The organism is Phyllobacterium zundukense (assembly GCF_002764115.1).
Lineage (GTDB): Bacteria > Pseudomonadota > Alphaproteobacteria > Rhizobiales > Rhizobiaceae > Phyllobacterium > Phyllobacterium zundukense.
On the sequence record NZ_CP017940.1, the window covers coordinates 2,577,036 to 2,600,005 of the forward strand.

General features: G+C 59.3%; 20 protein-coding genes and 1 riboswitch. Of the genes, 10 read left to right on the plus strand and 10 right to left on the minus strand.

Features of this window, described 5'->3' with window-relative positions:
- Positions 1–223 precede the first annotated feature (223 nt).
- The 4 genes from BLM14_RS12975 to BLM14_RS32445 all read left to right on the plus strand — a co-directional run bounded on the left by BLM14_RS12975 (position 224) and on the right by BLM14_RS32445 (position 3,491).
- A complete protein-coding gene (locus tag BLM14_RS12975; RefSeq protein ID WP_162293156.1) occupies positions 224–733 on the plus strand; it encodes a hypothetical protein in 510 nt (169 codons plus the stop codon).
- A 264-nt stretch (positions 734–997) separates the two neighbouring features.
- Positions 998–2,659, plus strand: a complete 1,662-nt coding sequence (locus BLM14_RS12980; RefSeq protein WP_133123955.1) for a hypothetical protein — start codon at positions 998–1,000, stop codon at positions 2,657–2,659.
- A 156-nt stretch (positions 2,660–2,815) separates the two neighbouring features.
- The gene (locus tag BLM14_RS12985) at positions 2,816–3,067 is read left to right on the plus strand and encodes a hypothetical protein (protein WP_099999736.1); all 252 of its coding nucleotides are present in this window, start codon (positions 2,816–2,818) and stop codon (positions 3,065–3,067) included.
- Between the two features lie 295 nt (positions 3,068–3,362).
- The gene (locus tag BLM14_RS32445) at positions 3,363–3,491 is read left to right on the plus strand and encodes a hypothetical protein (protein WP_257791397.1); all 129 of its coding nucleotides are present in this window, start codon (positions 3,363–3,365) and stop codon (positions 3,489–3,491) included.
- Between the two features lie 246 nt (positions 3,492–3,737).
- On the opposite strand, the gene BLM14_RS12990 is transcribed toward BLM14_RS32445, so the two are convergent.
- The 4 genes from BLM14_RS12990 to BLM14_RS13005 all read right to left on the minus strand — a co-directional run bounded on the left by BLM14_RS12990 (position 3,738) and on the right by BLM14_RS13005 (position 7,317).
- Positions 3,738–4,508, minus strand: coding sequence for an ABC transporter ATP-binding protein (locus BLM14_RS12990; protein ID WP_099999737.1), 771 nt, complete (start codon positions 4,506–4,508; stop codon positions 3,738–3,740).
- A gap of 207 nt (positions 4,509–4,715) precedes the next feature.
- Complete coding sequence (locus BLM14_RS12995) at positions 4,716–5,516, minus strand: ABC transporter ATP-binding protein (protein ID WP_099999738.1); 801 nt, start codon at positions 5,514–5,516, stop codon at positions 4,716–4,718.
- Entirely contained in the window at positions 5,513–6,340 is an 828-nt protein-coding gene (locus BLM14_RS13000) for an ABC transporter permease (protein WP_099999739.1), read from the minus strand. The genes BLM14_RS12995 and BLM14_RS13000 overlap by 4 nt, the downstream gene beginning before the upstream one ends.
- On the minus strand, positions 6,337–7,317 hold the full coding sequence (locus tag BLM14_RS13005) for an ABC transporter permease (RefSeq protein WP_099999740.1): 981 nt from the start codon (positions 7,315–7,317) through the stop codon (positions 6,337–6,339). Before BLM14_RS13005 ends, BLM14_RS13000 begins: the two co-directional genes overlap by 4 nt.
- Positions 7,318–7,449: 132 nt before the next feature.
- Here BLM14_RS13005 and BLM14_RS13010 point away from each other — a divergent pair, with 132 nt between their 5' ends.
- A complete protein-coding gene (locus BLM14_RS13010; protein WP_099999741.1) occupies positions 7,450–7,710 on the plus strand; it encodes an antitoxin in 261 nt (86 codons plus the stop codon).
- Entirely contained in the window at positions 7,707–8,114 is a 408-nt protein-coding gene (locus tag BLM14_RS13015; RefSeq protein WP_099999742.1) for a type II toxin-antitoxin system VapC family toxin, read from the plus strand. The genes BLM14_RS13010 and BLM14_RS13015 overlap by 4 nt, the downstream gene beginning before the upstream one ends.
- An 18-nt stretch (positions 8,115–8,132) precedes the next feature.
- Here BLM14_RS13015 and BLM14_RS13020 read toward each other — a convergent pair whose 3' ends face one another.
- The 5 genes from BLM14_RS13020 to BLM14_RS13040 form a co-directional block, all read right to left on the minus strand.
- A complete protein-coding gene (locus BLM14_RS13020) occupies positions 8,133–9,749 on the minus strand; it encodes an ABC transporter substrate-binding protein (RefSeq protein ID WP_099999743.1) in 1,617 nt (538 codons plus the stop codon).
- Between the two features lie 18 nt (positions 9,750–9,767).
- Positions 9,768–10,880 (minus strand): pyridoxamine--pyruvate transaminase, encoded by a 1,113-nt coding sequence (gene ppaT, locus BLM14_RS13025; protein ID WP_237143359.1) that lies wholly within the window; start codon positions 10,878–10,880, stop codon positions 9,768–9,770.
- A gap of 287 nt (positions 10,881–11,167) precedes the next feature.
- Positions 11,168–12,046: a transglutaminase family protein gene (locus BLM14_RS13030; RefSeq protein WP_099999744.1), complete on the minus strand. Its 879-nt coding sequence runs from the start codon at positions 12,044–12,046 to the stop codon at positions 11,168–11,170.
- Between the two features lie 12 nt (positions 12,047–12,058).
- Positions 12,059–14,479 carry a circularly permuted type 2 ATP-grasp protein gene (locus BLM14_RS13035; RefSeq protein ID WP_099999745.1) on the minus strand — a complete coding sequence of 807 codons (2,421 nt, stop codon included), beginning with the start codon at positions 14,477–14,479 and terminating at the stop codon, positions 12,059–12,061.
- A gap of 14 nt (positions 14,480–14,493) precedes the next feature.
- The gene (locus BLM14_RS13040; RefSeq protein ID WP_099999746.1) at positions 14,494–17,835 is read right to left on the minus strand and encodes a transglutaminase family protein; all 3,342 of its coding nucleotides are present in this window, start codon (positions 17,833–17,835) and stop codon (positions 14,494–14,496) included.
- Positions 17,836–18,117: 282 nt separating this feature from the next.
- Here BLM14_RS13040 and BLM14_RS31425 point away from each other — a divergent pair, with 282 nt between their 5' ends.
- From BLM14_RS31425 to BLM14_RS13055, 4 genes are all read left to right on the plus strand, one after another.
- A complete protein-coding gene (locus tag BLM14_RS31425; RefSeq protein ID WP_162293157.1) occupies positions 18,118–18,258 on the plus strand; it encodes a hypothetical protein in 141 nt (46 codons plus the stop codon).
- Between the two features lie 142 nt (positions 18,259–18,400).
- Positions 18,401–18,613, plus strand: a riboswitch (cobalamin riboswitch).
- A 283-nt stretch (positions 18,614–18,896) separates the two neighbouring features.
- Complete coding sequence (locus BLM14_RS13045; RefSeq protein ID WP_099999747.1) at positions 18,897–19,697, plus strand: ABC transporter ATP-binding protein; 801 nt, start codon at positions 18,897–18,899, stop codon at positions 19,695–19,697.
- A complete protein-coding gene (locus BLM14_RS13050) occupies positions 19,697–20,644 on the plus strand; it encodes an ABC transporter substrate-binding protein (protein WP_099999748.1) in 948 nt (315 codons plus the stop codon). Before BLM14_RS13045 ends, BLM14_RS13050 begins: the two co-directional genes overlap by 1 nt.
- A 280-nt stretch (positions 20,645–20,924) precedes the next feature.
- The gene (locus tag BLM14_RS13055) at positions 20,925–21,947 is read left to right on the plus strand and encodes a FecCD family ABC transporter permease (RefSeq protein ID WP_099999749.1); all 1,023 of its coding nucleotides are present in this window, start codon (positions 20,925–20,927) and stop codon (positions 21,945–21,947) included.
- Between the two features lie 3 nt (positions 21,948–21,950).
- On the opposite strand, the gene cysQ is transcribed toward BLM14_RS13055, so the two are convergent.
- Positions 21,951–22,760: a 3'(2'),5'-bisphosphate nucleotidase CysQ gene (gene cysQ / locus BLM14_RS13060; RefSeq protein WP_099999750.1), complete on the minus strand. Its 810-nt coding sequence runs from the start codon at positions 22,758–22,760 to the stop codon at positions 21,951–21,953.
- Between the last annotated feature and the right edge of the window lie 210 nt (positions 22,761–22,970).

Genomic DNA, 22,970 nt, shown 5'->3' on the forward strand with positions numbered 1-22,970 from the left:
GGGACGTGTTTCATTAATGTTATTTATTTAGTTGGCTAGCATTGGAATACACATGACCAGGATTGGTTTCACGTCGACGTTTGCTCTGTTTCTGTTCGTCGTTCTGGCAACAAACGCGCTTTATTTCTGGCTTTCGATAGACCCTGCCCATGTCTCTGTTTCGCTGGACGAGTCCGGGCCCATCGAGACCGTGCAACTTGTTTACCTTGCAGGCGGAGCACTGTTGTTCTTTGCCGCGGCAGCGACACTGTCGGGCGCGGAGCGAATGTTTTGCATTGCAATGGCCATGCTTGGCCTCGTCTTTTTCTTTCGTGAGCTGGAGGTCGACAAGGTCGGCCCAATCACCACTTATCTGGAAAGCAAATCACACCGGATTCATGAGGCGCTCGTGGTTGCGGCAGTGGCCATCGGCTACATGGTTTTTCGCTGGAGCCTGGTTGGCAGCGTGATGCGTTTTGTATTCAGTAAATCGGCATGGCCATTTTATGTTGCAAGCATTCTCCTTTTGGCCGGCGCAATCTTCGACATACTTCACGGATCGGTTTCAAATCAGATAAAGGAAGAGATCTTCGAATGCTTGAGCTACCTGGCGCTGCTGTTTATCGCCGGGGCGATCTGTTATCAGCAGCCCAGCGCTGCCATCCGTAGCAAGTCGGCAAACTTTTTGATGGTGGTCGTGACGGTCTCTCTCTTCGTCGGAGCTTGCTGGCTTACCGAGTTGGCTTATCGATAATTGGATCATAATCGGCGCCTTTTTGTGCACAAAATTTAAACTGCGCCCCCTGAACCGTCGCATGTCAATCCGATTCAACCCTTGGTGAATGAACAGCATCGCAGCGGTATCACCCCCAGACGCGATGCAGCGGCAACAATTCTCCCCGAACCACATCATAGCGCGTTTTTTACCCCTTGGCGTATCACTTGGCATGAAACCTGCTTTCGTGGGTGTGGCGGGATGTTTTTTACCGTCAGCAACAATTTTCACCGGGGTATTTTCATGAAGATAAATTTTGGAACGGGCCGCAAGCCCTCTTCGAACACCGATCAAATCTCGCAATTGCGCCGCAAGCTCCTGATGGGATGCGCCTGGTTGCCGGCCGCACCGCTCCTGGCGATGCTGGGCGGATGCAATGAGGGCGACACCCCTGATGCTGGTACATCCACTTTTAGGTCCGGCCCGGAAGTCCCGCCGGCGAACCAGTCGTTGAATATTGGATTGCCTCCGTACAAGACGACAGACATTCTGCCGCCTCCGCCGAACCAGAAAACCGATGCACAGACGACCGTCGAGGTCACGCATATTCCGGAGCAACCGCCGGCACCATCCAAGCCGAAGAAGGTCGGTATCTACAGCCTGCAATACAACTCGTTCACTCAGGTTTCCACGCGCAAGACAGTGAAAGCTGGAACCCATCGCTCTATTTCGGTTATAGCTCCCGATCAAAATGGCACGACCAAGCTCATTACCTATGAAAGCATCGAAGACTATCTGAAGCGGGCATTGGACAACCGGCTCGCGCTTGTCTACCGGGCGATGGTGACAGCCTTTGAAAAACATTCCCCGAAGGAATTCGATGTCAGCTTTTTCACCGTTCCGGAATTCTTCTGGAACGTGCCCTTTGGGGATTTCTGGACCGAGGCTGAGCTGCAAGCGTCCACGGACCTGTATCTGGAAACGGTGACACGCAACGCCCGAACGCTCATATCGAAGTTTCCGGCGAGCCAATACGGCCATATTGTCTTGCTGCCCGGGACAGTTGCGGCGTTGGAGCCCAGCTTTAACGTCCTCAAGCCCGATGGAACAACCGGCACCATCTACAACGCTGCAAATCATCTGGTTTGCACGCATAATCTGCCGGTAAATGACAAAAACTATCCGCGCCCGGCTTATATGATCTGGCCCAAACGCGTCGTCTCCTCAATTGACTATATCGATGAGGCAAATGGTGGATCCTGCAAGCGGAGTATCGCCGACCTGGATAAAAACCCGATCAATCCCGGTGTGAACAACGTGTTGAAAGAATGTATCCTCAACACCAAGAATGGCCTGACTGTTCGTATCGAATACGTATCCTCATCAGTCGCGCAGTCGTTCGACTCGCAAGGCAAACTGCTCTCCAACAGCTTTCAGAATGACATCATCGACGGATTGCCGTTCGGTATCGATATTTGTCTGGATTATTCCGAGGCCAGTGTCCAGAACGATGAATTCCGCATTGCTCAACTCGATGAGCGGGAATTCAAACTGGATTTCCTCATTGCTGCGGGTATGTTCCTAAATGTCAAAAACTACGCAAATACTCCGTACATACAATATGCGATACGCAACGAGGGTTATTCAGGCACTACCGGACAGACCGAGGTCTGGAAATTAACCTATGACGAGAACAAGAAAACGATGAGCAGTAAGAATGCAACGCCGCTCGATGCCAAATCCGCGTTCGACGTTGAAAAGGGTTTCATTCCTGTTGATCAAACCGATGCCTTTGTGGAAACGCCGGGAATCCCGAAGATCCTGGACAAGATGAACCCTGGCAATGTTCGCATCTGGTCCTTGGATATCGACGCTCAAGATGCAACAGGCGCCGCCGATGCCCTCGTCGCCAGCAATCCCCCAGCGACTATGACGAAAAAGTCCGAAATCCAGATTATCAAGTGATCCGGATAGAGCGGGTGGCTTGATGCCGCCCGCTCTATCCCGCCTCCCCGTAACCACGAGGGATTATAAATTACACGAATGGTTGGTTACTTCGGTAGCCGCCTTAGTTCCAATTGGCGCCTTGTGAGCCTGCCTTTCGGGGCTAGAATTCCAGGCATGATAGAGCCACCCAAAAGCTCCGATGATCCATTGGACCGAACGCAGGATTGCAAGAACGCCCTGAGGACGGAGGTTCTGCAACTGGCCGATCAAGCCCTGGAAGCCGGCTGGCACAGGTATGAGGTCGCCCTTGCCCTGTCCGATCTTGGCGAACAGTTCCTGCAGACACCGGCCGAGAGCGCGGAGTCTGAGGCTGATATTGCGATCGGCCGGGCCTTGTTCGAGATAAAACGGGCCCTCGACATCTGAAAATCCCCTGCCCTGAACCAAACTGTACCAATCTACCCCATCGCGCCGGCGTCTGTCTGATCTCACAATGTTGGAACGAATTGCGCCTTGACGAGTTTTATCATCGTCGGGAGAGCACTGGGCGAGTTCACAAGCAATCTCGACAGGGGCTCAGTATCGTTCACGACCAAAATCGTGGGCAATCTGGGCCCCACTTCTGCGAGGTATCAAGCCATCCGGATACCCCATGGACGCATCGGAAATCTGGTCTGTCTCTCAATGGCGGACCAATTCCCAACCTGAAAGGGTTCGCACCATGATCGATGACTTTGACGAAGACGACGAATGCGCCTGGGCAGTGCACAATTCCTCCAGGTGGTACTTCGGCATATTTCTCGCTGGCGTCGTCCTGGCGGCACTTGTCGGCTACGCAGCTTCCATTTGACCCCGTGTAATGAATATTAACGATCTCGCGATTTATTGATGCACTTCGCCGGCTGATGCAGATTGCCGTCGAGTGGAGCTGTTGCGATGCGAGATCGGGATATAGAGCCTTTGGAGTTGCGGGACTTCTTGATTTTGATCGCCGTCATGGCGGGAGTATTGGTGGTCTTGGGGGGAACGGCCTCCGCCATCGTCAAAGGCCGGCAGAATTTTGTGGTTGCACCCGTCGTTGCAAAATGAACGGCCTTTAAGCCGATAGTCGCGGCACGGCATCGATCAGCACCCGGGTGGCATCCGCCAACGGGTTGGCAAGCACCTCATCCGTTATCCCGCTTTCGACGATCCGCCCCTCTTCCAGCACAATCATTCGATCTGCAAAAGCCCGCACGACAGCAAGATCATGCGAAATGAACAGGTAGGCGACGCCTGTCTCTTCTTGCAGGTCGAGCAGCAGATTGAGGATTTGCGCCCGCACCGAGACATCGAGCGCCGATACCGGTTCGTCGAGCACGATGAGAGCCGGCTTGGTCAGAATTGCCCGCGCAATCGCGACGCGCTGCCGCTGTCCGCCGGACAATTCCAGTGGAAACCGCGCCATCAGGTCCGCGCTCAAGCCGACGCGCTCCAGTGTCGCGCCGATGACGGCATCGTACTCCTCCTTGGCCGCAAGACCGTGCAGGCGCAGCGGGTCTTCCAGTATGCGCCTGACGCTGGCACGCGGATTGAACGCCGCCAGCGGATCCTGAAACACCATCTGGAAACGCGGACGTAGCGGCCGCAAGAGCTCACTGTGCAGTACCGTGATATCCTGCCCCTGGAGACGGATCGAACCTTCGTCGGACTCCGCAAGCCGCATGATCAGCCGCGCCAGCGTGGTCTTTCCTGACCCCGAGGCGCCGACCGCCGCCAGCGTTTCCCCGTCTGAGATCGAGAAACTGATGTTCTTCAGCCCGGCGGCGCCGCGATCGCCGAAGCGCTTGGAGAGGTTCTTGACCTCTAATACGGGGATGGAATTCATCGATATCCTTTGAGCAATCGCATTTGAGCAACCAGACCAGATCGCATCACCAATGTGCGTGGTTCGACAGGCTCACCATGAGGGGAATTTGTGGGCTGCAACGATAACCGCCAAGGTTGGGGTTCCTGACACCCTGCAAAGCATAAACCTCCCTCATGGTGAGCCTGTCGAACCACGCACAACTGTAATGCAGATATATTTTGGGCATCATCGCAGATCATCCGTATTGATTTCGGCAAGCCGCTTGGCGCGCGGCGTATCCAGCGAAATATGCGTGCCGATCAGCGCCTTCGTATAGGGATGCTCCGGCTTGCCAAGCACCTTGGCAACAGGGCCGCTTTCGACCAGCTTTCCCTTGTAGAGCACCGCAATCTTGTCAGCACGTTCCGAGGCCAGGGCAATGTCGTGCGTGACGAACAGCAGCGTCAGGCCATTGTCCCGCACCAGTTCGTCGAGGAGATTGACGATGTGCCTTTGCACCACCGTATCGAGCGCGCTGGTCGGCTCGTCCGCGATGAGCAGCGACGGATTGCCAGCCAGGGCAGCAGCAAGGGCAATGCGCTGTTTCTGTCCGCCGGAGAATTCATGCGGATAGCTGTTGAGCCTTGCGAGCGGCCTGGGGATGCGGACACGGTCCAGCAATTCGGCTGCCCGCACGCGCGCTGATATCCAGCCCAAGCCCTGGTGCGTCATCGCCACTTCGGCAATCTGGTCGCCGATCTTCATCACCGGATCGAGGCTGCCGCTCGGGTCCTGAAACAGCACGCCGATGTCCTTGCCAAGCCTTGGCCGGTGCGACAGGCCGGGAAACTCGATCGCCCCGCTGGAACGCGCCCGCCTTGGCAAGAGGCCGGCGATTGCCATGGCAAAAGTCGATTTGCCGGAGCCGCTCTCGCCAATGAGCGCCAGCCTTCCGCCCTTGGCGAGCTGCAACGATACGTCCTGCAGGGCGGCGCCCCCGCCATAATCCACCGTCAAATTCCGGACGCGCAGATATGGCTCGGTCATGGCTGCAGCCTCTCCGTTCGCGAGAGCCCCCGTCCGATCAGGTGGACACTGAGAACCGTGATAACCAGGGCCAGTCCCGGGACGATCGAGAGATAGGGCGCGGCGCGCAGGACAGTGCGGCCTTCCGCGATCATACTGCCCCAGGTGACGCGGTTCGGATCGCCAAAGCCGAGGAACGACAGCGCCGCCTCGATCAGAATGGCGGCGGCGACGGATATGGCGGCAAGCGAAGCTGTCGGCCCGAAGGCATTGGGCAATATCTCGCGAAAGGCGATTTCCAATGGCCGCATGCCGAGCGTTCGCGCGGCGGCGACAAAATCACGCTCGCGCAGGGAAAGGACCTCGGCGCGCGTCACGCGGGCAGCCTGGGTCCAGTTGCCGAGGCTGATGGCGAAAATCAGCGTCGGCACGCTCGGTCCGGTGACGCTGATCGCCGCAAGCGCCAGAAGGAACCCGGGAACGGTCTGAAAAGCTTCGGTGATGCGCATGAGAACCATGTCGGCCATGCCGCCGAGGAAACCCGCCAGCGTGCCGACGATGCTGCCGACGATCAGCGCGACCGCTGCCGAGAAGAAGGCGACGAGCAGCGTCGTGCGCGTTCCATGCAATAGACCGGCCAGTACATCCCGGCCCAGCCTGTCAGTTCCCAGCAGGTGCGCTTCAGATGCGAACGGCCGCAGCATCGGCTCTCCGGTAATGGCCAGCGGATCACCCGGTGCAAGCAACGGCGCCAGCAGCGCCATCAGGACAAGCATTGCAAGCAGAACCGCGCCGATACGGCCTTCGAGGTTCAATTGCCGCCAGTAACGGGCCATCATGCTCATCGCCCGACCCTCACCCGCGGGTCAAGCTTGCCATAGGCGAGATCGACCAGAAGATTGGCGATGATCACGGTGACGGCGCTGCACAGGATCACGCCGAGCAGCAGCGGTGTATCGCGGCGTGCCACCGCCTCGGCCGCCAGGCGGCCGAAGCCCGGAATGGCGAAAACGCTTTCCACCACGACACTGCCGCCCAGCATGGCGGCGGCCTGCAATCCCAGCATGGTCACAACCGGCAGCACGGCGTTGCGGGCAACATGCTGCCAGACAATACGCCCGCGGCTGAGGCCTCGCGCCTCCAGCGCCTTGACGAAAGGATCGCGCCAGACCTCGCTCATGCGGTCACGCATGAGCCGCAGATAGAGCGCGAGATAGACCATGGCGAGCGAGGCGACGGGCAAGACCAGATGGGAGGCAATATCGCCGATGCGCGCCAGCCCGGATTTGCCCGAAGCGACGGTCTCGATACCGCCGATGGGCAACCAGCGCAGGTCCACGGCAAAGATGACGATCAGCACCAGACCAAGCCAGAATCCCGGCACCGCATAGAGCGCCAGCGATGTCATGGAGAGGAAGCGGTCGCGAAACGATCCAGGTCTTGCGCCGGCGAGCACACCGAGCAGGGAACCGAGGAAGAAAGCCAGCGCCGTGGCAATGCCCATGAGCAGCAGCGTGACCGGCAGACGCTCGGCAATCACCGAGCCAACGGGCCGTTCAAAAGCGGTGGACCAGCCGAGATCGCCTCGCGCCAATGCCGACGCATAGGCCCTGAAACGGTAGAGCGGCCCCTGGTCAAGACCCCATTCCTGCCGCAGCTTCGCCATTTGCTCGGCATCCATGGCGCCGGACCGCGCCACATAGGAATCGACCGCATCGCCGGACGCCGCCTCGAGCAGCAGGAAGCTGCCAACCAGCACCACGATAAGAACCGGAAGCGCACCGAGAAGGCGTCTCAGGAAAAAGGAAACGAGAGGCGGCAAGAAATGCTCCGGCTGTCAGGCGAATAGGTTTGGAGACTAGAAGGATTGGCTCTGGAAAACAAACGGGTTTGTACTAGGCGGCCAAAAAGGTATATACACACTCGTATATACTTTTTGTCGAGGAATACGAACATGCCGCAGATTGCAAAAGTATTTAACTCCGGGAATTCGCAGGCTGTACGCCTGCCGAAGGAATTCCGTTTGAATGTCGAGGAAGTTGAAATTTCGCGCGAGGGCGATGCTCTCATCCTGCGTCCCCACAAGGTCGAAAAGCAGCCATGGAGTTCGCTCAAAGCGGCCCTCGATCATGGCTTCAGCCCAGACTTTCTGAACGGCGGTCGAGATCAACCCGCAGCGCAGGAGCGGCCGGAATTGGACGCTTTGTTCAAATGATGCGCTATGTGCTTGATACCAATGCTGTAATTCAATTGGTCTCGCGGAAATCGGACGGCCTGGTTCGCCTCATCCTTGAGAAGCGCGAGGGGGAGATTGGTATCTCTTCGGTCGTCGCGCATGAGCTCTACTTCGGTGTCTATAAGAGCCAAAAGATTTCCTTCAACTTGGAAGCTCTCCGCCTGCTTCTTCTCGATTTTCCCATTTTGGAGTTCGATCAGGAAGACGCGCGTGTATCGGGAGAGCTGCGCAGCACGCTGGCACAGGCCGGCCTGCCCATAGGGCCTTACGATGTGCTCATCGCGGGCCAGGCAAAAGCCCGCGACCTGATTGTCATAACCAACAATGTTCGCGAGTTTCAAAGGGTGGAGGGCCTGAAGGTCGAAGACTGGACCACCATCTAACCATCTAACAATATCCCCCTACCCCTTCACCCACACATTCGCCCAGTTGGACACAGCCCAGCGCGGGTTGTCGGAGACGTTCTGCACAGCGTCGCGCGCCACGGTGATGAAGGAAAACTCGGCGACATTGATCAGCGGCAGGTCGGCGGCGGCCTTCTTCTGCAGCTCCTTGTAGAGTGCGGCGCGCTTTTCCGCATCGACGGTTGACGCGGCCTCCTTGATCAGCTTGTCCACTTCCCCATTGGCATAGCCGTATTGGTTGGAGAACGGCACACCGGCGGGCAAGCCGCTTTCGAACAGGATCGTGGTGGAAATCGCCGGGTCGGAGCGGTAGACCGGCGTCGCGACCGTGATGTCGAAATCATGGTCGGTGTAGACCGCTTTCAGGTGCGCGGGCGTATCATTGCTGACCACCTGTGCGTCGATCCCGACCTTGGCCAGGGCCTGACGAAGATAATCGCCGAACTGCTTGGTTTCGTTGAAGAATGGCGCGGGAAGCAGTTTTAGCTTGAAGCGGTTGCCATCTGCACCGCGCTTGTAGCCGGCTTCATCGAGCAGCGCTTCCGCCTTGGCGGGGTCGAAGGCATATTTCGTCACATCCGGCTCATAGAAAGTGTTGTCATAGGCGGGTACTGGTCCCGTCGACGACTTGGCATAGCCGAGGAAGATCGTCTTGACGACGAAATCATGATCGATCGCATGGGCAAGCGCCTGCCGCACCTTGACGTCGGCAAGCTCCTTGCGGCGATGATTGATCTCGACGATCAGCTGATAGGTCAGCCCTTCATAACCATTGGAATAGACCTTCAGGCCTGGCACCTTGGAGATACGGTCCAGATCGGCGAGCGGTACTGCGGAGAAAGCCGCAAGCTGTATCTGCTCGGCCTCCAGCGCATTGCCCGCCGCTGCGCGGTCCGGCAGGAACTGGTAGACGATCTCATCCAGCAGGGGCTCGTCCTTCTGCCAATAGGCGTCATTGCGCTTGAGCAGATAATATTCGCCGGGCTTGTGCTCGCCGAACTTGAATGGACCGGTTCCAACGAGCTGCTGATTGGCCGGATTCTTGGCGATGTCCGTTCCCTCATAGACATGCTTCGGCACGACGGAGGTTACCACCGGCAGAGCGTTGCGGATGAGCTGGAACGGTGTCGGTTGCGAGAATTTGAAGATCGCGGTGTGCTCGTCCGGTGTCTCGACGCTTTCGAGGTTCTTGAACACCACGCGGCCAAGGTTTTGCAGTTTCTTCCAGACTTCCAGTGCGGAAAACGCCACGTCTGCCGAGGTGAACGGCTTGCCGTCATGCCAGGTCACGCCCTCGCGCAGTTTGAACGTCGCCGTCAAACCATCAGCGGACCCTTCCCAGGATGTGGCAAGGCGCGGCGACAGCCCGTCCTTGCCCTCATAGGATTGCTCGGCCAGCGGCTCGATGACCTTGCTGGCGACGAAGAACACGCCGTTCGACGCGACGATGGCGGGATTGAGGTTGGCGGGTTCGCTATCACCGGCCACAATCAGCCGTCCACCTTTGACGGGTGTTGCCGTTTGCGCCCAGCTGAGATCAGGCAGGATCGTCATCGCTCCGATGCTGGCGGTCGTGGTGAGAAAAGCGCGTCGGTTCAACAGGATACGGGACATTGTTGCAATCCTCTTATGTCAAGGGTGAAGGGGCCTGGATAGAATGCCGCTCAGCGCGGAAACGATGGTACGGGCAAAGCCCGGTTCGGCCGAAGCGCCCATATGGCCGATGCGCAGGATCTTCCCCGCGGTCTCGCCGCGTCCAAGCGAGACCAGGATGCCGTGGTCGTGCAGCAGGCTGTCGCGGAGTGCAACGTCACTGATGCTGTCGGGCACTTTGAAGGCAGTCGCCGTCGGTGCGCACCAGGCTTCCTGCTTGGGCCAAAGAGAAAGCCCCAGGCCAAGCAGCCCTTCCCGCGCAACGGAAGCCGTTTGTGCGTGACGGGTCCATACATTTTCCGGACCTTCCCTCGTGTAGCGATCGAGCGCAGCATCCAGCGCGTATATTTCGGCGATGGATGGCGTTACCGGGAAAGGCCTGCCGGGCTCCGAAGCACCCTTCCATGCAAGAAGACTGAGGAAAGAGCCAAGCGGGGCATCGGGATTGGCTTCGATCTTGTTCCAGGCGCGTTCGCTGACAGCGATGAGACTGAGGCCCGGCGTGCTACCCAGACATTTCGACGGCGAGGTTATGAAGATATCCGCGTGGGCATCCTGCGGATGCGCGTCCATGCCGGCGAATGACGAGACGGCATCGACGATGAGATAGGCGCCGTGCCCGGCAACGACTGCCCCGATTTCATGCAAGGGATTGAGCGTGCCGGACGGCGTATCGTGATGGCATAGCGACACGATGGAAATGTCCGGACGGCTGCGCAAGGCTTCGCGCACCGCCTGAGGGTCAATGATTTCGTCATAGGGTACGGCGAGTTCAACGACTTCCCTGCCGTACCGCGCCGCCCAACTGGCGAAGCCCTTGCCATAGACGCCCGAGACAAGGTTGAGAACCACGTCGTTCCTGGCGATGAGGGCCGCCGCGGCAGCCTCGATGCCAAGGATAGCCTCTCCCTGCATGATCACAGGGTTATTGTCGGTCCTCAGCGCCTGCCGCAGCTTCTCGACGACGCCGGCATAATAGGTCTGGAACGCCGGGTGATAGTCATAGAGCACCGGCTTGCCAAGCGCGGCGAGCACTTCGGGATAGGCCGGTACAGGCCCGGTGGTGAGCATGAGCGGCGGGATGGGAAGCATGGATCGCACTTCGGAATTTCATCCCATTTTTGATGAATAACTGCTCAGGATGCAGACCATATTCTCCGGTTTGCCGGAAACCAAGAAAAACCATTCCAATAATCTTGTCACGGTTGCAAATCTGCAGTGCACGGTTGACCTTATGATCTCGCCAATCAGATTCTGTAACTCGTTATGTCCACACCGATCTGTGTCATTCCTTCTGTAGGGCCGGTGGTGAAATGGTAATCCAGGTTATAATGTTTTCGCGAAACATTATAACTACCGCATGGAAATCTGGTGAGACCCTACTCCAGCGGAATGACGTCGACCGACTGCTTCCCCTCCTGCGAGCCGCTGGTCTTGAGCACGCCGACAATGGGCGAGACATCCGCGTAATCGCGGCCATAGCCGATGGTAATGTGGTCGTTACCGGCAATCATGGCGTTGGTCGGGTCGAACTCCTGCCAGCCGGCCTCGCGTCCGCACCATACGCGGACCCAGGCATGCATCGCATCGGCGCCCTCCAGCCGCTCCTCGCCGGGTGGCGGAATAGTGCGCAGGAAGCCGCTGACATAGCCCGCCGGGATGCCGATGCCGCGCAGGCCGGCGATCATGACGTGGCTGAAATCCTGACACACCCCTGCTTTGAGATCGAAGGCCTGGCGCGCATTGGTGCGCACGTCTGTCACGTCGGATTCATAGGTGAAGTCGGCATGGATCCGATTGTTCAGATGTTTGACCGCTTCCATCACGGTGCTTGTACCGGCAAGGCTCTTTGCGGCATAGGCTGTGATAACCGGATCGATCGTCGCATGGGCGCTGCTGGTCAGGAAGTGATGTGGCGCATCGGCTGAAATTGACCAGACGCTGCGGATTTCCTTTTGCAGACCGGCAAGGTCTGGCGAGACATCGAGCATGTTCGGCGGCCGGGTGACATTGACACGGGCGGTCATCGTCACGTCCAGCGTCTCATGCGGGTTGCGATAGACAATCGACGTGACAGTGTTCGAAAAGAAATCCGTGAATTCCGACCGCTCTGTCGAGACCGGATCGAAAGACAGGCTGGACGCGATCACGCGCTGGATGCCCGTCATCGTCTGCGGCATGACGCGGATATGATGCCGCCCGCCCGCTGCTGACCGCTCGTAATCATAATGGAGGTGAAGGCGGATATTATAAAGCATGTGTCGCGGCCCTCACGCGAAATAGGTATCGGAGATCGCATCGGACAGCGTGCCGATCTCGAAGGCGAGCGTGCCGAGTTTCTCCGGCGTCAGGTCGATTGCCTCCATGATCGCGAGATCCGTATGCAGCCGCAGCACCTTCTTGGAAAATGACGGCATATTGGCGCCCGCCTCTCGCGACGGCAGCAAACTGAACTCCGTCTTCAGCGCATCGAGCTGGAAGATGATCGAGCGCGGGTTGAGCGGATCGAGCGCCAGCAGATCGAGCACACTGATCCGGCCGGAATAGACGCTGTACTGCCGCCGGTGCGTCATGACGCTGTCGCCGATTTCCAGCAGCATTTCCAGCGCGCCATCCGCCGCATCATGGCGCGACAACGTTGCGAGGATCCGCGCCATCTGAATGCCGCGCTCGAGCCGGCGGCCGATTTCGAGAAAGCGCCAGCCGGTAAAGCGATACATGTTTTCATGCACCAGGCCGGAGAACCCGGCAAGCTTGCGCAGGATGATCGTCATGGCGCGTGTCGTGTCGTCGCCGGGCGAAACCACATCGGAGAAACGGTGGATGGTCTTGGAAAGATCGCGCAATGCCAGCCAGCCATCGGGCGAGAACCGGTCGCGAATGCGTCCGGCGCTCAGCATCGCGCCATCGATGGAGCGCTGCAGTCCTTTTGGAATGGCGGTATCGAGATCGACACCCAGCGGCTTCAGGTAATCGCGCATTTCCGTCAGCAGCGGCAGTTCCATATTGGCCGCCTCGGCATAACGCGCATGACAGGCGCGCAGGATACGCGCCGTACCTTCCGCGCGCTCTATGTAGCGGCCCATCCACATCAGGTTTTCGGCAGCGCGGCTTGGCAGCGTTCCCGGCACATTGCGCCGGAACGTATCGCCCTCGCGCGGCAGCAGCGTATCCTTGGCGACCGGACCGCTCGAGGTGATCCAGACGTCGGCGGCCTGTCCGCCCCTCTGCATGGCGATCGCGGCGGTGTCGAGCGTGAAACCGACCCGGGCAAACCCGCCTGGCATGAAGCTCCAGCCATCCTTGTGCCGTGCCGCAAAGACGCGCAGCACGAATGGCCGCGGCTCGAGCTTGCCGTCGACATAGACCGGCGTGGTCGAGAGCTTGACAGCCTCCTGGCCGACCAACCCGCGCCCGTCCTTCTGCAATCTGTCATGCAGCCCCTGGCGCGCTACATCGTCGAGTGCGGAACCAAGTACCGTTACATTGCCATCCTCGAAGGGCAGCCGCGTCGACATCGCAGGACCGACCATCATCTGGTCGAGCCGGTCGATCACATGCTTGCGTTCCTTGTCCTGTCCGCACCACCAGGTGGCGATACTCGGCAATGCGAGATCGCGATTGTGCAGCGCCTGCGAAATGGCCGGCAGGAAAGCCAGCAATGCACGGGTCTCGAGTATCCCCGACCCCAGCGCGTTGACCAGCGAGACCGACCGCTGGCGTAGCGCACTGACCATGCCCGGCGTGCCGATCCACGAATCCGTCTTCAGTTCCAGCGGGTCCATATAGGCGGCATCCATGCGCCGCCAAAGGACATCGACCGGCTTGAGACCGGAAACGGTCCGTACCATCACCTTGCCCTTGCTGACCGTCAGGTCATCGCCTTCCAGCAGCATGATGCCGAGGTAGCGGGCGATATAGGCGTGTTCGAAATAGGTTTCGTTGTTCGGACCGGGCGTCAGGATCGCCGCGCGCCCTTGCGGATTATTGACCAGCCCTTGCAAATTATCGCGGAAATCCTTGAAGAACCCCGCCAGCCGGTGAACATTCATGGCGCCGGAAATGTCCGACAGCGCGCGGGTCGTCGCAACGCGATTCTCCAGGGCAAAACCTGCGCCGGACGGCGCTTGTGTCCTGTCGCCGAGCACCCACCACTGACCATTCGGACCGCGCCCTAGCTCAAAGGCACAGAAATGCAGGAAATGGCCGCTCGCCGGCCTAACCCCGGCCACGGGATGCAGGAACTCCGGATTTGAAGTAATCAAGTCAGGGGGAAGCAAGCCATCCCGTATCAGCCTGTTCTCGCCGTAGATATCGGCAACGATGTCCTCGAGCAGGTCTGCCCGCTGCGTCAGGCCAAGGGTGATCGACCGCCATTCGTCCTCATTGATCAAAATCGGAATGTGGGCGAGCGGCCATTCGCGTTCCTGCGTGCCGTTCTCGTCATAGACACGGTAAAACACGCCTGCGTCGAGCAAATACTGGTTGGCACGGGCAAAACGTGTCGCCAGTTTTTCCGGGCCGATCTGGTCGAGTGTATGAAGCAGCGTTTCCCAACCGGGACGGACTGCGCCTGACGGATCGATCATCTCGTCGGCGACATTGGGCAGAGGCCTGTAGCTCGCAAGCAGGCCGGGCCGGGTTTCTAATCCGGCTTCGGGCAGCGATTGTGCGGTTTTGCTTGCAGTCATGCTTCCTTTCGGTCTCAATTCTGGCGCGGCCTTCTCAGATCGAGAGTCATCGGAAATTCCGCTGCTGGCGTTTCTTTCCTGAGCTCGTACGCACCGGCTGTATGTCCGCGTGGCTCAAACCGGGTCAGGCGGCGCGCCTCGGCCTCGTTCGAATTGACAGGGAACGTATCATAGCTGCGGCCACCGGGATGTGCGACATGATAGACGCACCCGCCAATCGCGCGGCCCGACCACTGGTCGTAAATATCGAAGACCAGAGGCGTGTTGACCGGGATCATCGGATGCAGGCCCGAGCGCGGCTGCCAGGCCTTGTAGCGCACGCCGGCAACGGCCGTGCCATTGATGTCCGTCATTTTAAGCGGCACTTCGCGGCCATTGCAGGCAACACTGTGCCGCGCGGCATTGAAGCCTTCGACCTTGACCTGCAGCCGCTCGACCGAACTGTCGACGAAACGCACAGTGCCGCCGATGGCGCCCTGTTCACCCATGACATGCCACGGCTCCAGCGCCTGCCGCAGTTCGAGTTTGACGCCCTCATTCTCGATTTCGCCGCAGAACGGAAAGCGGAACTCGAGCTGCGCCTCGAACCATTCGGGACGGAAATCGAAGCCGTGCTGGCGCAGGTCCGCCAAAACATCGAGAAAGTCCTGCCAGACGAAGGCCGGCAGCATGAAACGGTCGTGCAAGGAGGTGCCCCAGCGGACAAAACTGCCCTCGATAGGGCTGTTCCAGAACCGGGCGATCAATGCGCGAACGAGCAGCTGCTGTGCAAGGCTCATGCGCGCATTGGGCGGCATCTCGAAACCACGGAACTCGACCAATCCCAGCCGCCCTGTCGGACCATCGGGCGAGAACAGCTTGTCGATGCAAATCTCCGAGCGATGCGTATTGCCGGTGACGTCGACCAGAAGATTGCGGAACAGCCGGTCGACGAGCCAGGGTAGCGGTGGCGTGCCCCTGCCTGGCATCGGTACCTGCGCCATGGCGATCTCGAGCTCATAGAGACTGTCGTGGCGCGCCTCGTCAAAACGCGGCGCCTGGCTGGTGGGGCCGATGAACATGCCCGAAAACAGATAGGACAGCGAGGGATGGCGCTGCCAGTGCAGCACGAGGCTTTTCAGGAGATCAGGACGCCGCAGGAAGGGACTGTTGTTCGGGGTTTCACCGCCGACGACCACATGATTGCCGCCGCCGGTGCCGGTATGACGGCCGTCGATCATGAACTTGTCGGCGCCAAGCCGCGTCTGCCGCGCTTCCTCATAGATCGCTGTCGTCGTCTCGACGCATTCGCGCCAGTTGGCGGCGGGATGGATATTCACCTCGATGACGCCCGGGTCGGGCGCGACGCGGATGACATTGATGCGATGATCCTGTGGCGGCCCATAGCCTTCGATATGGACGGGCAGGCCAAGCTTTGCTGCGGCGGCTTCAGCGGCGCCAACCAGTTCCAGATAATCCTCCAGCGCCTCCACCGGCGGCATGAAGACGCTCAGGCGGCCATCGCGCGGCTCGACCGAGATGGCCGTGCGCACTGCGCCGCCGATTTCGCCGAGTTCCTGTTCGACGCGCTCCTGTTGAGCGCCTTCGGCCGCGGTGAACGAAGCCACCGCCTGCGGCGCATCCCGCGTGGCCGGGGCTCCCGGTTGCGCTACCGAATCCGGCAAAGGACCGCGGTCGACCGATGGATCGACCGGGACGATAAAAGGATATTCCGAAGGCGGCACATGCGGGAGAGAGCCAAGCGGCAGACGATAGCCAACGGGCGAATCCCCCGGCACGAGGAACAGCTTGCCCCGGCGCGTCTTCCACTTTTCACTGCGCCAGCGCGGACCAGCGACGGCCTGGCTGTTCCAGCGCTGAACGGGCAGGACAAAGCCTGTCGGCTCGGTCAGTCCGCGCTCGAAGACGCGGGCAATGCGGCTGCGCTCTTCGGGGTCCTTGAGCTTGGAATTGGACGGATCGACATTTGCCGGAAGATTGCCTTCCTTGACGATCCATTCGGCCGGGTCCTCATAGGCAGGCGTGACCATTTCGTCCTCGACGCCAAGCACGCTGGCAATCCCGCTGAGAAGCTTGCCGGCATCGTCCGGCTTGACATTGGCCTTGCTGTTTTCCGGCGCAATCAGGTCCGGATTGACCCAGATCGGCTTGCCGTCCTTGCGCCAATAGAGCGAAAAGGTCCAGCGCGGCAGGCTTTCGCCCGGATACCACTTGCCCTGCCCGTAATGCAGGAAACCACCCGGCGCGAAACGCTCGCGCAGGCGGCGGATAAGCTTGTCGGCCTTGTCGCGCTTGGTCGGCCCGACAGCGTCCGTGTTCCACTCGCCGGACTCGAAATCATCGATGGAGACGAAGGTCGGCTCGCCGCCCATGGTCAGCCGCACGTCGCGCTCTTTCAGGATGCCGTCCACCTTTTCGCCGAGCGCATCCAGCGCAGACCAGGATTCATCCGAGAAGGGTTTGGTGATGCGAGGGTGCTCGGAGACGCGGGTGACATGCATGTCGAAGGCGAATTCGACATTGGCGGGCTCCGCCATGCCGGAAATCGGAGCGGCATTGCGATAATGCGGTGTCGCGGCAAGCGGCACATGGCTTTCGCCTGTCAGAAGGCCCGATGTCGGATCGAGACCGATCCAGCCGGCGCCCGGCAGATAGACCTCGCACCAGGCGTGAAGGTCGGTGAAATCCTTGTCGGTTCCGGCAGGCCCATCTAGCGAAACCAGATCAGGCTTCAACTGGATCAGGTAGCCCGAAACAAATCGCGCGGCGAGCCCGAGATGGCGCAGGGCCTGCACGAGCAGCCAGCTGGAATCGCGGCAGGAACCGGTGCGCACGTTTAGCGTCGTCTCGGGCTCCTGCACACCGGTTTCCATACGGATGACATAGCCAACCTCGCGCTGGATGCGTGCATTGAGGTCAACGACGAAATTGACGGTATTGGTCGGCGTGCGGTCCACCGTATCGAGAAAGGCTTGCAGCAGTGGTCCGGCAGGCTCCGGCTTCAGATAGATAGACAGGTCTTCGCTGATGTCTTGCGGATAGGCGAAGGGCCAGGTCTCGGCGACTGGTTCGACGAAGAAGTCAAACGGATTGTAGACAGTCATGTCGGCGACAAGATCGACCTCGATCTTCAGCTCCGTCACAGGTTCCGGAAAGACAAACCGGGCAAGGAAATTGCCGTAGGGATCCTGTTGCAGATTGACGAAATGATTAGCCGGGCTGACCTTCAGCGAGTGGCTCAACACTTTCGTGCGGGAATGCGGCGCGGGCTGAAGGCGGATGACCTGCGGCCCCAGCATGATGGGACGGTCATATTTGTAGTGGGTCAGGTGATAGACTGCAGCGTGAATTGCCATGTCGCCTCAAATTGTTCTTCTGAAATGCGCGGTAAGCGGAAAGGTAGCCTACTCTATTGTGCAGTTCACGTCTTTAAATGTGCCTCTGCCAATTATTTTAGCACCGCCCGAATTTGCCGCATTAACAAGCGCGCAGCAGCCAGTCGACCCACAACCCGCAACGTCATGCTGTTCACAATATTGCAACCCTGCATTCGTTGCCGAGGGTGGCAAACAACGTCACTTTTCAAAAGTTTCCTGAGTGAAGCAGAAGGCACCGAGCCAGCCGGTGTATCGGAGAAGATGGGCCTCTCCGACCAGGGCAGTGGCCTTGCTCATGAGACAGGAGGTGACGCCATGTGGTACCTGCCACTGCGCATCACCCTGGAATTGAAAAAGACCCGGACGAGCTGGACACTCACCATCCGGGTCCTTTTTCAGTAAACCAGGAAACGGGAGGTGGGCGAAAGCCCGCCTCCCACTCCACGACAAAACATAGCATTTCCCAGCATTTTTCCAAGCATTATCTGCTTTGGCCAATCGTCCCCGAGGCAAACGAAACTGGTTGCTTTGAGCACTTTTTCCTCTAATGATTGCCCTCGATGGTTTCTTCGGCAAGACAACGCCGAAGATGAAAAGGGAACACGGTGAGGCGTACCCAATAGGGACCGAAACCGCGGCTGCCCCCGCAACTGTAAGCAGTGAGCGACGCCTGAGTATGCCACTGGTGATAAGCCGGGAAGGCAAGGCGAAGCTGAGATCCGCGAGCCAGGAGACCTGCCATCAATACTGAAATTCGAACCGGACGGGGTGTGCCGGGAGCGATGCGATGTTTCCCGCGGATGTGGGCCCTGACATGTGGGCCTGCCGAATAGGCGGCTATATTTCGCGTGCGTTCCTGATTCCTGTCCTAACAAGTGGACAGGCATGAACATCCAAACGCTCGCTCATCCGCCAATCCCAACCACTGATTTCTCGATCACCGGCAAACAGAAGCTCTTTACAAACGTTATAACGTTACGATACGAGGTCAAGGCGCCAGTTGAATCCTGCTGCGTTTCAATCTCCGGGGAATTCTGTCCATGAGCCATGTTGTCCTCAACGCCGACGCTGTGACGTATCGGACCGCTGGCCAGACTCTCGTCGACGCGGCATTCCTGACAGTGGAATGCGGTTCCCGGCTTGCAATCATCGGGCCGAACGGTGCCGGCAAGTCGACCTTTCTACGCATGCTTGCCGGTCTTCTGCAGCCCACATCAGGCGACGTATATGTTAACGGCAGCAGCATTAGCCGGCTGGCGCCGCTTGAACGTGCGCGGCAGTTCGCCTTCGTCGGCCAGACTGACACGCCCGACCTGCAGCTGCTGGTCGAGGACTATGTCTCGCTCGGCCGCATTCCCCATATCGGCACCTTTACCAGGGCAAGGGACCGCGAAATCGTTGCGGAAGCGCTGCATCGCGCCGGGATTGCGCAGTTTTCCCACCGTTCGATTGGATCGCTTTCGGGCGGTGAGCGTCAGCGCGTGCAACTGGCGCGGGCAATTGCGCAAGCGCCCGCCGTGCTGTTCCTCGACGAGCCCACCAACCATCTCGATCCCAAGGCGCGCAGCGAACTCCTGTCCCTGGTGGCCGGGCTGGACGTGACGACAATCGCGGTCCTGCACGATCTACCGCTGGTTGCGCCCTTCGCCACCCATATCGCGGTCATGCACAGCGCGCAGCTGGTGGCGGCGGGCACCCCCGACGAAACCCTGACGCCGCGCATCGTCAGCGACGTCTTCGACCTCGACGTCCTTCGCCTGCGCCATCCCTCGCAGGATCGCGAGCTGATGGTGTTCGAAACACCCGAAAAATCTGCATCTGCCCATTCACGGAGTATCTGATGAAAAAAGCTGTTCTCGCCCTCGCCTTCGCGCTTCTGTCCGCGCCCTCCTGGGCCTTTCCCGTTACCGTCGACAGCTGCGGCAAGCCGCTGACCTTCGAAGCAGCACCGAAACGCGCCGTCATTCACGACATCAACATGAGCGAGATGGCATTTGCGCTCGGACTTCAGCCGTCGATCGTCGGCGTTACCGGCATTACCGGCTGGTACAAGCTGGACGATGCATTCAAGCAGCAGCAAGGCTCCATTCCGGAGCTCGCCCCCAAATATGCGACCGTCGAAAATCTTGTTGCGGCCAACCCCGATTTCTTCTTCGCCGGCTGGTATTACGGCATGAAGCCGGGCGGCGATGTCACGCCCGATACGCTGGCGCCCTATGGCATCAAGACGCTGGTCCTGACCGAAAGCTGCGTGCATCTCGACAAGAACCGCCCTGCCGCCTCGATGGACCTGCTCTACGGCGACATGACAAAGCTTGGCAAGATTTTCGGCAAGGATGCCGAAGCCGAGAAACTGGTTTCCGGCTGGAAGGCACAGCTCGCCGATATCAAGAAGCGGATCGGCAACAACGGCGACACCCGCGTGTTCCTCTACGATTCGGGCGAGGACAAGCCGTTCACCGCCGGCAAGTTCGCCATGCCGACAGCGCTGATCGGCGAGGCTGGCGGTACCAACATCATGTCCGACATGGAGACGAGCTGGGGCACCACCTCATGGGAAACCGTCGCCGCCCGCAATCCGCAGTTTTTGGTTCTGCTCGACTACCAGGATGATGCGGGATACCGGAAGCTGCTCGATTTCCTCAAATCACATCCTGCCATGAAGGAAACAGACGCGGTGAAGAATGAGCGCTTCGTTGCGCTGCGCTATGCCGAGCTGACCCCCGGCCCCGCCAATATCGAAGCGATCGAGAAAATCGCCAGGGCCATGCATCCGGAAGCTTTCTGAGTGGTTATCTCCCCTGTGGGCCGAAGGTGGGCCTTATCTCTCCCCTTGCGGGAGAGAAAGAGTTTTCCTGGATTTAGCCTCTTCGCTAAATCCTTGGAAAACTCAAGAGAGGGGATTTGAAGCCTACCATCGAAATCCCCTCTCTTGCGATTTCTAACACTTAGCTGACGCTAAGATGTTGAAATCGCCTTCTCCCCCACAAGGGGGAGATAAGGGCAGCGTGCTTCCCCAAGGGAGATAATCGGCATCTGACGCCATTACATTATGAGAATGCTTCCCAATGTTTCCCGCTCGAATCAACCAACGCATAATGCTTGCTGCAGGGGTGATACTTGTCATCGCCCTCGCCCTCTCCTCCATTGCCTATGGATCGACGGTCATTCCCCTCCCGGACGTCCTGAACGCGCTTGCCCACGCGGCTGGCCTCAGCGACCGGACCACCAGCGGACCGGTCGAGCGTATCATCGTCGACCTGCGCCTGCCTCGGGTGGTGCTGGCGATTTGCGTCGGTGCCGGGCTCGGCATTATCGGTGCGATGCTGCAGACGGTCACGCGCAACGATCTCGCCGATCCCTTCCTGTTCGGGCTTTCCTCGGGAGCCGCCGCCGGTGCCGTCTCGGTAATCAGCATTTTCGGTGACCGCTTCGGCATCTGGACCCTGCCGATGGCTGCCTTCAGCGGTGGCATGCTCGCCGCCATGAGCGTGCTGTTGCTGGTGCGCCGTGTGCAGGGCCAGGGGCCGGAGCGCCTGATCCTTGCCGGTCTCGCCGTCTCGTTCCTGTTTGCTGCGCTCACCAACTACATGGTGTTTTCCGGCGACCAGCGCGCCGCCCATTCCGTGCTGTTCTGGACACTCGGCGGCCTTGGTCTGGCGCGCTGGGATAATCTGCCGCTGGCGATGGTCGGCCTCTTCGCCATCCTCGTCTACGCCCTCACCAACCACCGCAATCTCGATGCTTTTCTTGCCGGCGAGAACACGGCGGAAAGTCTCGGCGTGCGCGTCACACGTACCCGCAACACGGTGTTCATCGTCTGCGCATTCTCAACCGCGATTTTCGTTTCGGTTGCGGGCGTGATCAGCTTTGTCGGTCTGATGATCCCGCACATCGCCCGCCGCTTCACCGGCCAGCTGCATGCAGGTCTCGTCGTCACCTGCGCGCTGCTGGGTGCCATGCTGATCCTACTCAGCGATCTTGCTGCACGGCTTCTGCTTGCACCGCAGGAACTGCCGATCGGCATCGTCACGAGCTCCATCGGAGCGTTCTTCGTGGTGACGACCTTGCTGCGCAAGCGGACGCAGTAGCGTCTATAGCTTCCCCCGCGCGACAAAATCCGGATTGGCGAAATCGGCATCGTCCGCCTGGTTGCGGCGGCCATAGGTCAGCGGTTTGCCGTCGAGCGTTAGCGTGATCCCGCCCGCGGCGCGCAGCACCGCATCGCCCGCAGCCGTATCCCATTCCATCGTCCGGCTGAGCCGCGGATAGATATCCGCCTCGCCCCGTGCCAGCAGGCCGAACTTGATGGACGAGCCGACCGACACGCAGTCGGCGATATTGAAATCCTTCAGATAGTCGTCCGTTTCCGGCGTGCGGTGCGAGCGGCTCGCAACGGCAATCAACGCTTCGGGCGCTGCACGGCAGGAGATAGCCTTGCGCGACACGACGATCCCCTTGTGATCGACAGTCACTTCTTCAGCACCGCCGGGACCGCCGGTGAACAGCCAGCCGCGCACCGGCGCATAGACGATACCGAGCACCGGCGCGCCATTTTCGATCAGGGCGATGTTGACGGTAAAATCGCCGTTGCGATTGACGAATTCGCGCGTGCCGTCGAGCGGATCGACCAGATAGAAGCGGTCGCCGAGATCGCCGGGCACATGGCCGCCTGAGATCTCCTCTTCCGCGACGACCGGAATTTCCGGAGTTACCCGGCGCAGCGCTTCGAGAATGATGGCTTCGGCAGCATGATCTGCAGCTGTCACCGGCGACTTGTCGTCTTTCAACGCAACGTCGCAGCCTTCCCCATAGATGCGCAGGATTTCGACACCGGCGGCGATGGCCGTGGTTTCAAAAGTGGCGAGGAGGGATGTGTGGTTGATGGAAGGGAGTACTGTCACTGGGATTCCAATTGTTCGGCGGAATTAATGGCGCTGCTTTATCTCCCCCCTTGTGGGGGAGAAAGGATTTTCTTGGATTTAGCCCCTTTGCTAAATCCTTAGAAAATCCAAGAGAGGGGATTAAGACATATATGCAATATCCCCTCTCTTGCGATTTCTAGCACTTGAGCTTCGCGTCGCCATGCTCGCTCTGCTAAGTGCTGAAATCGC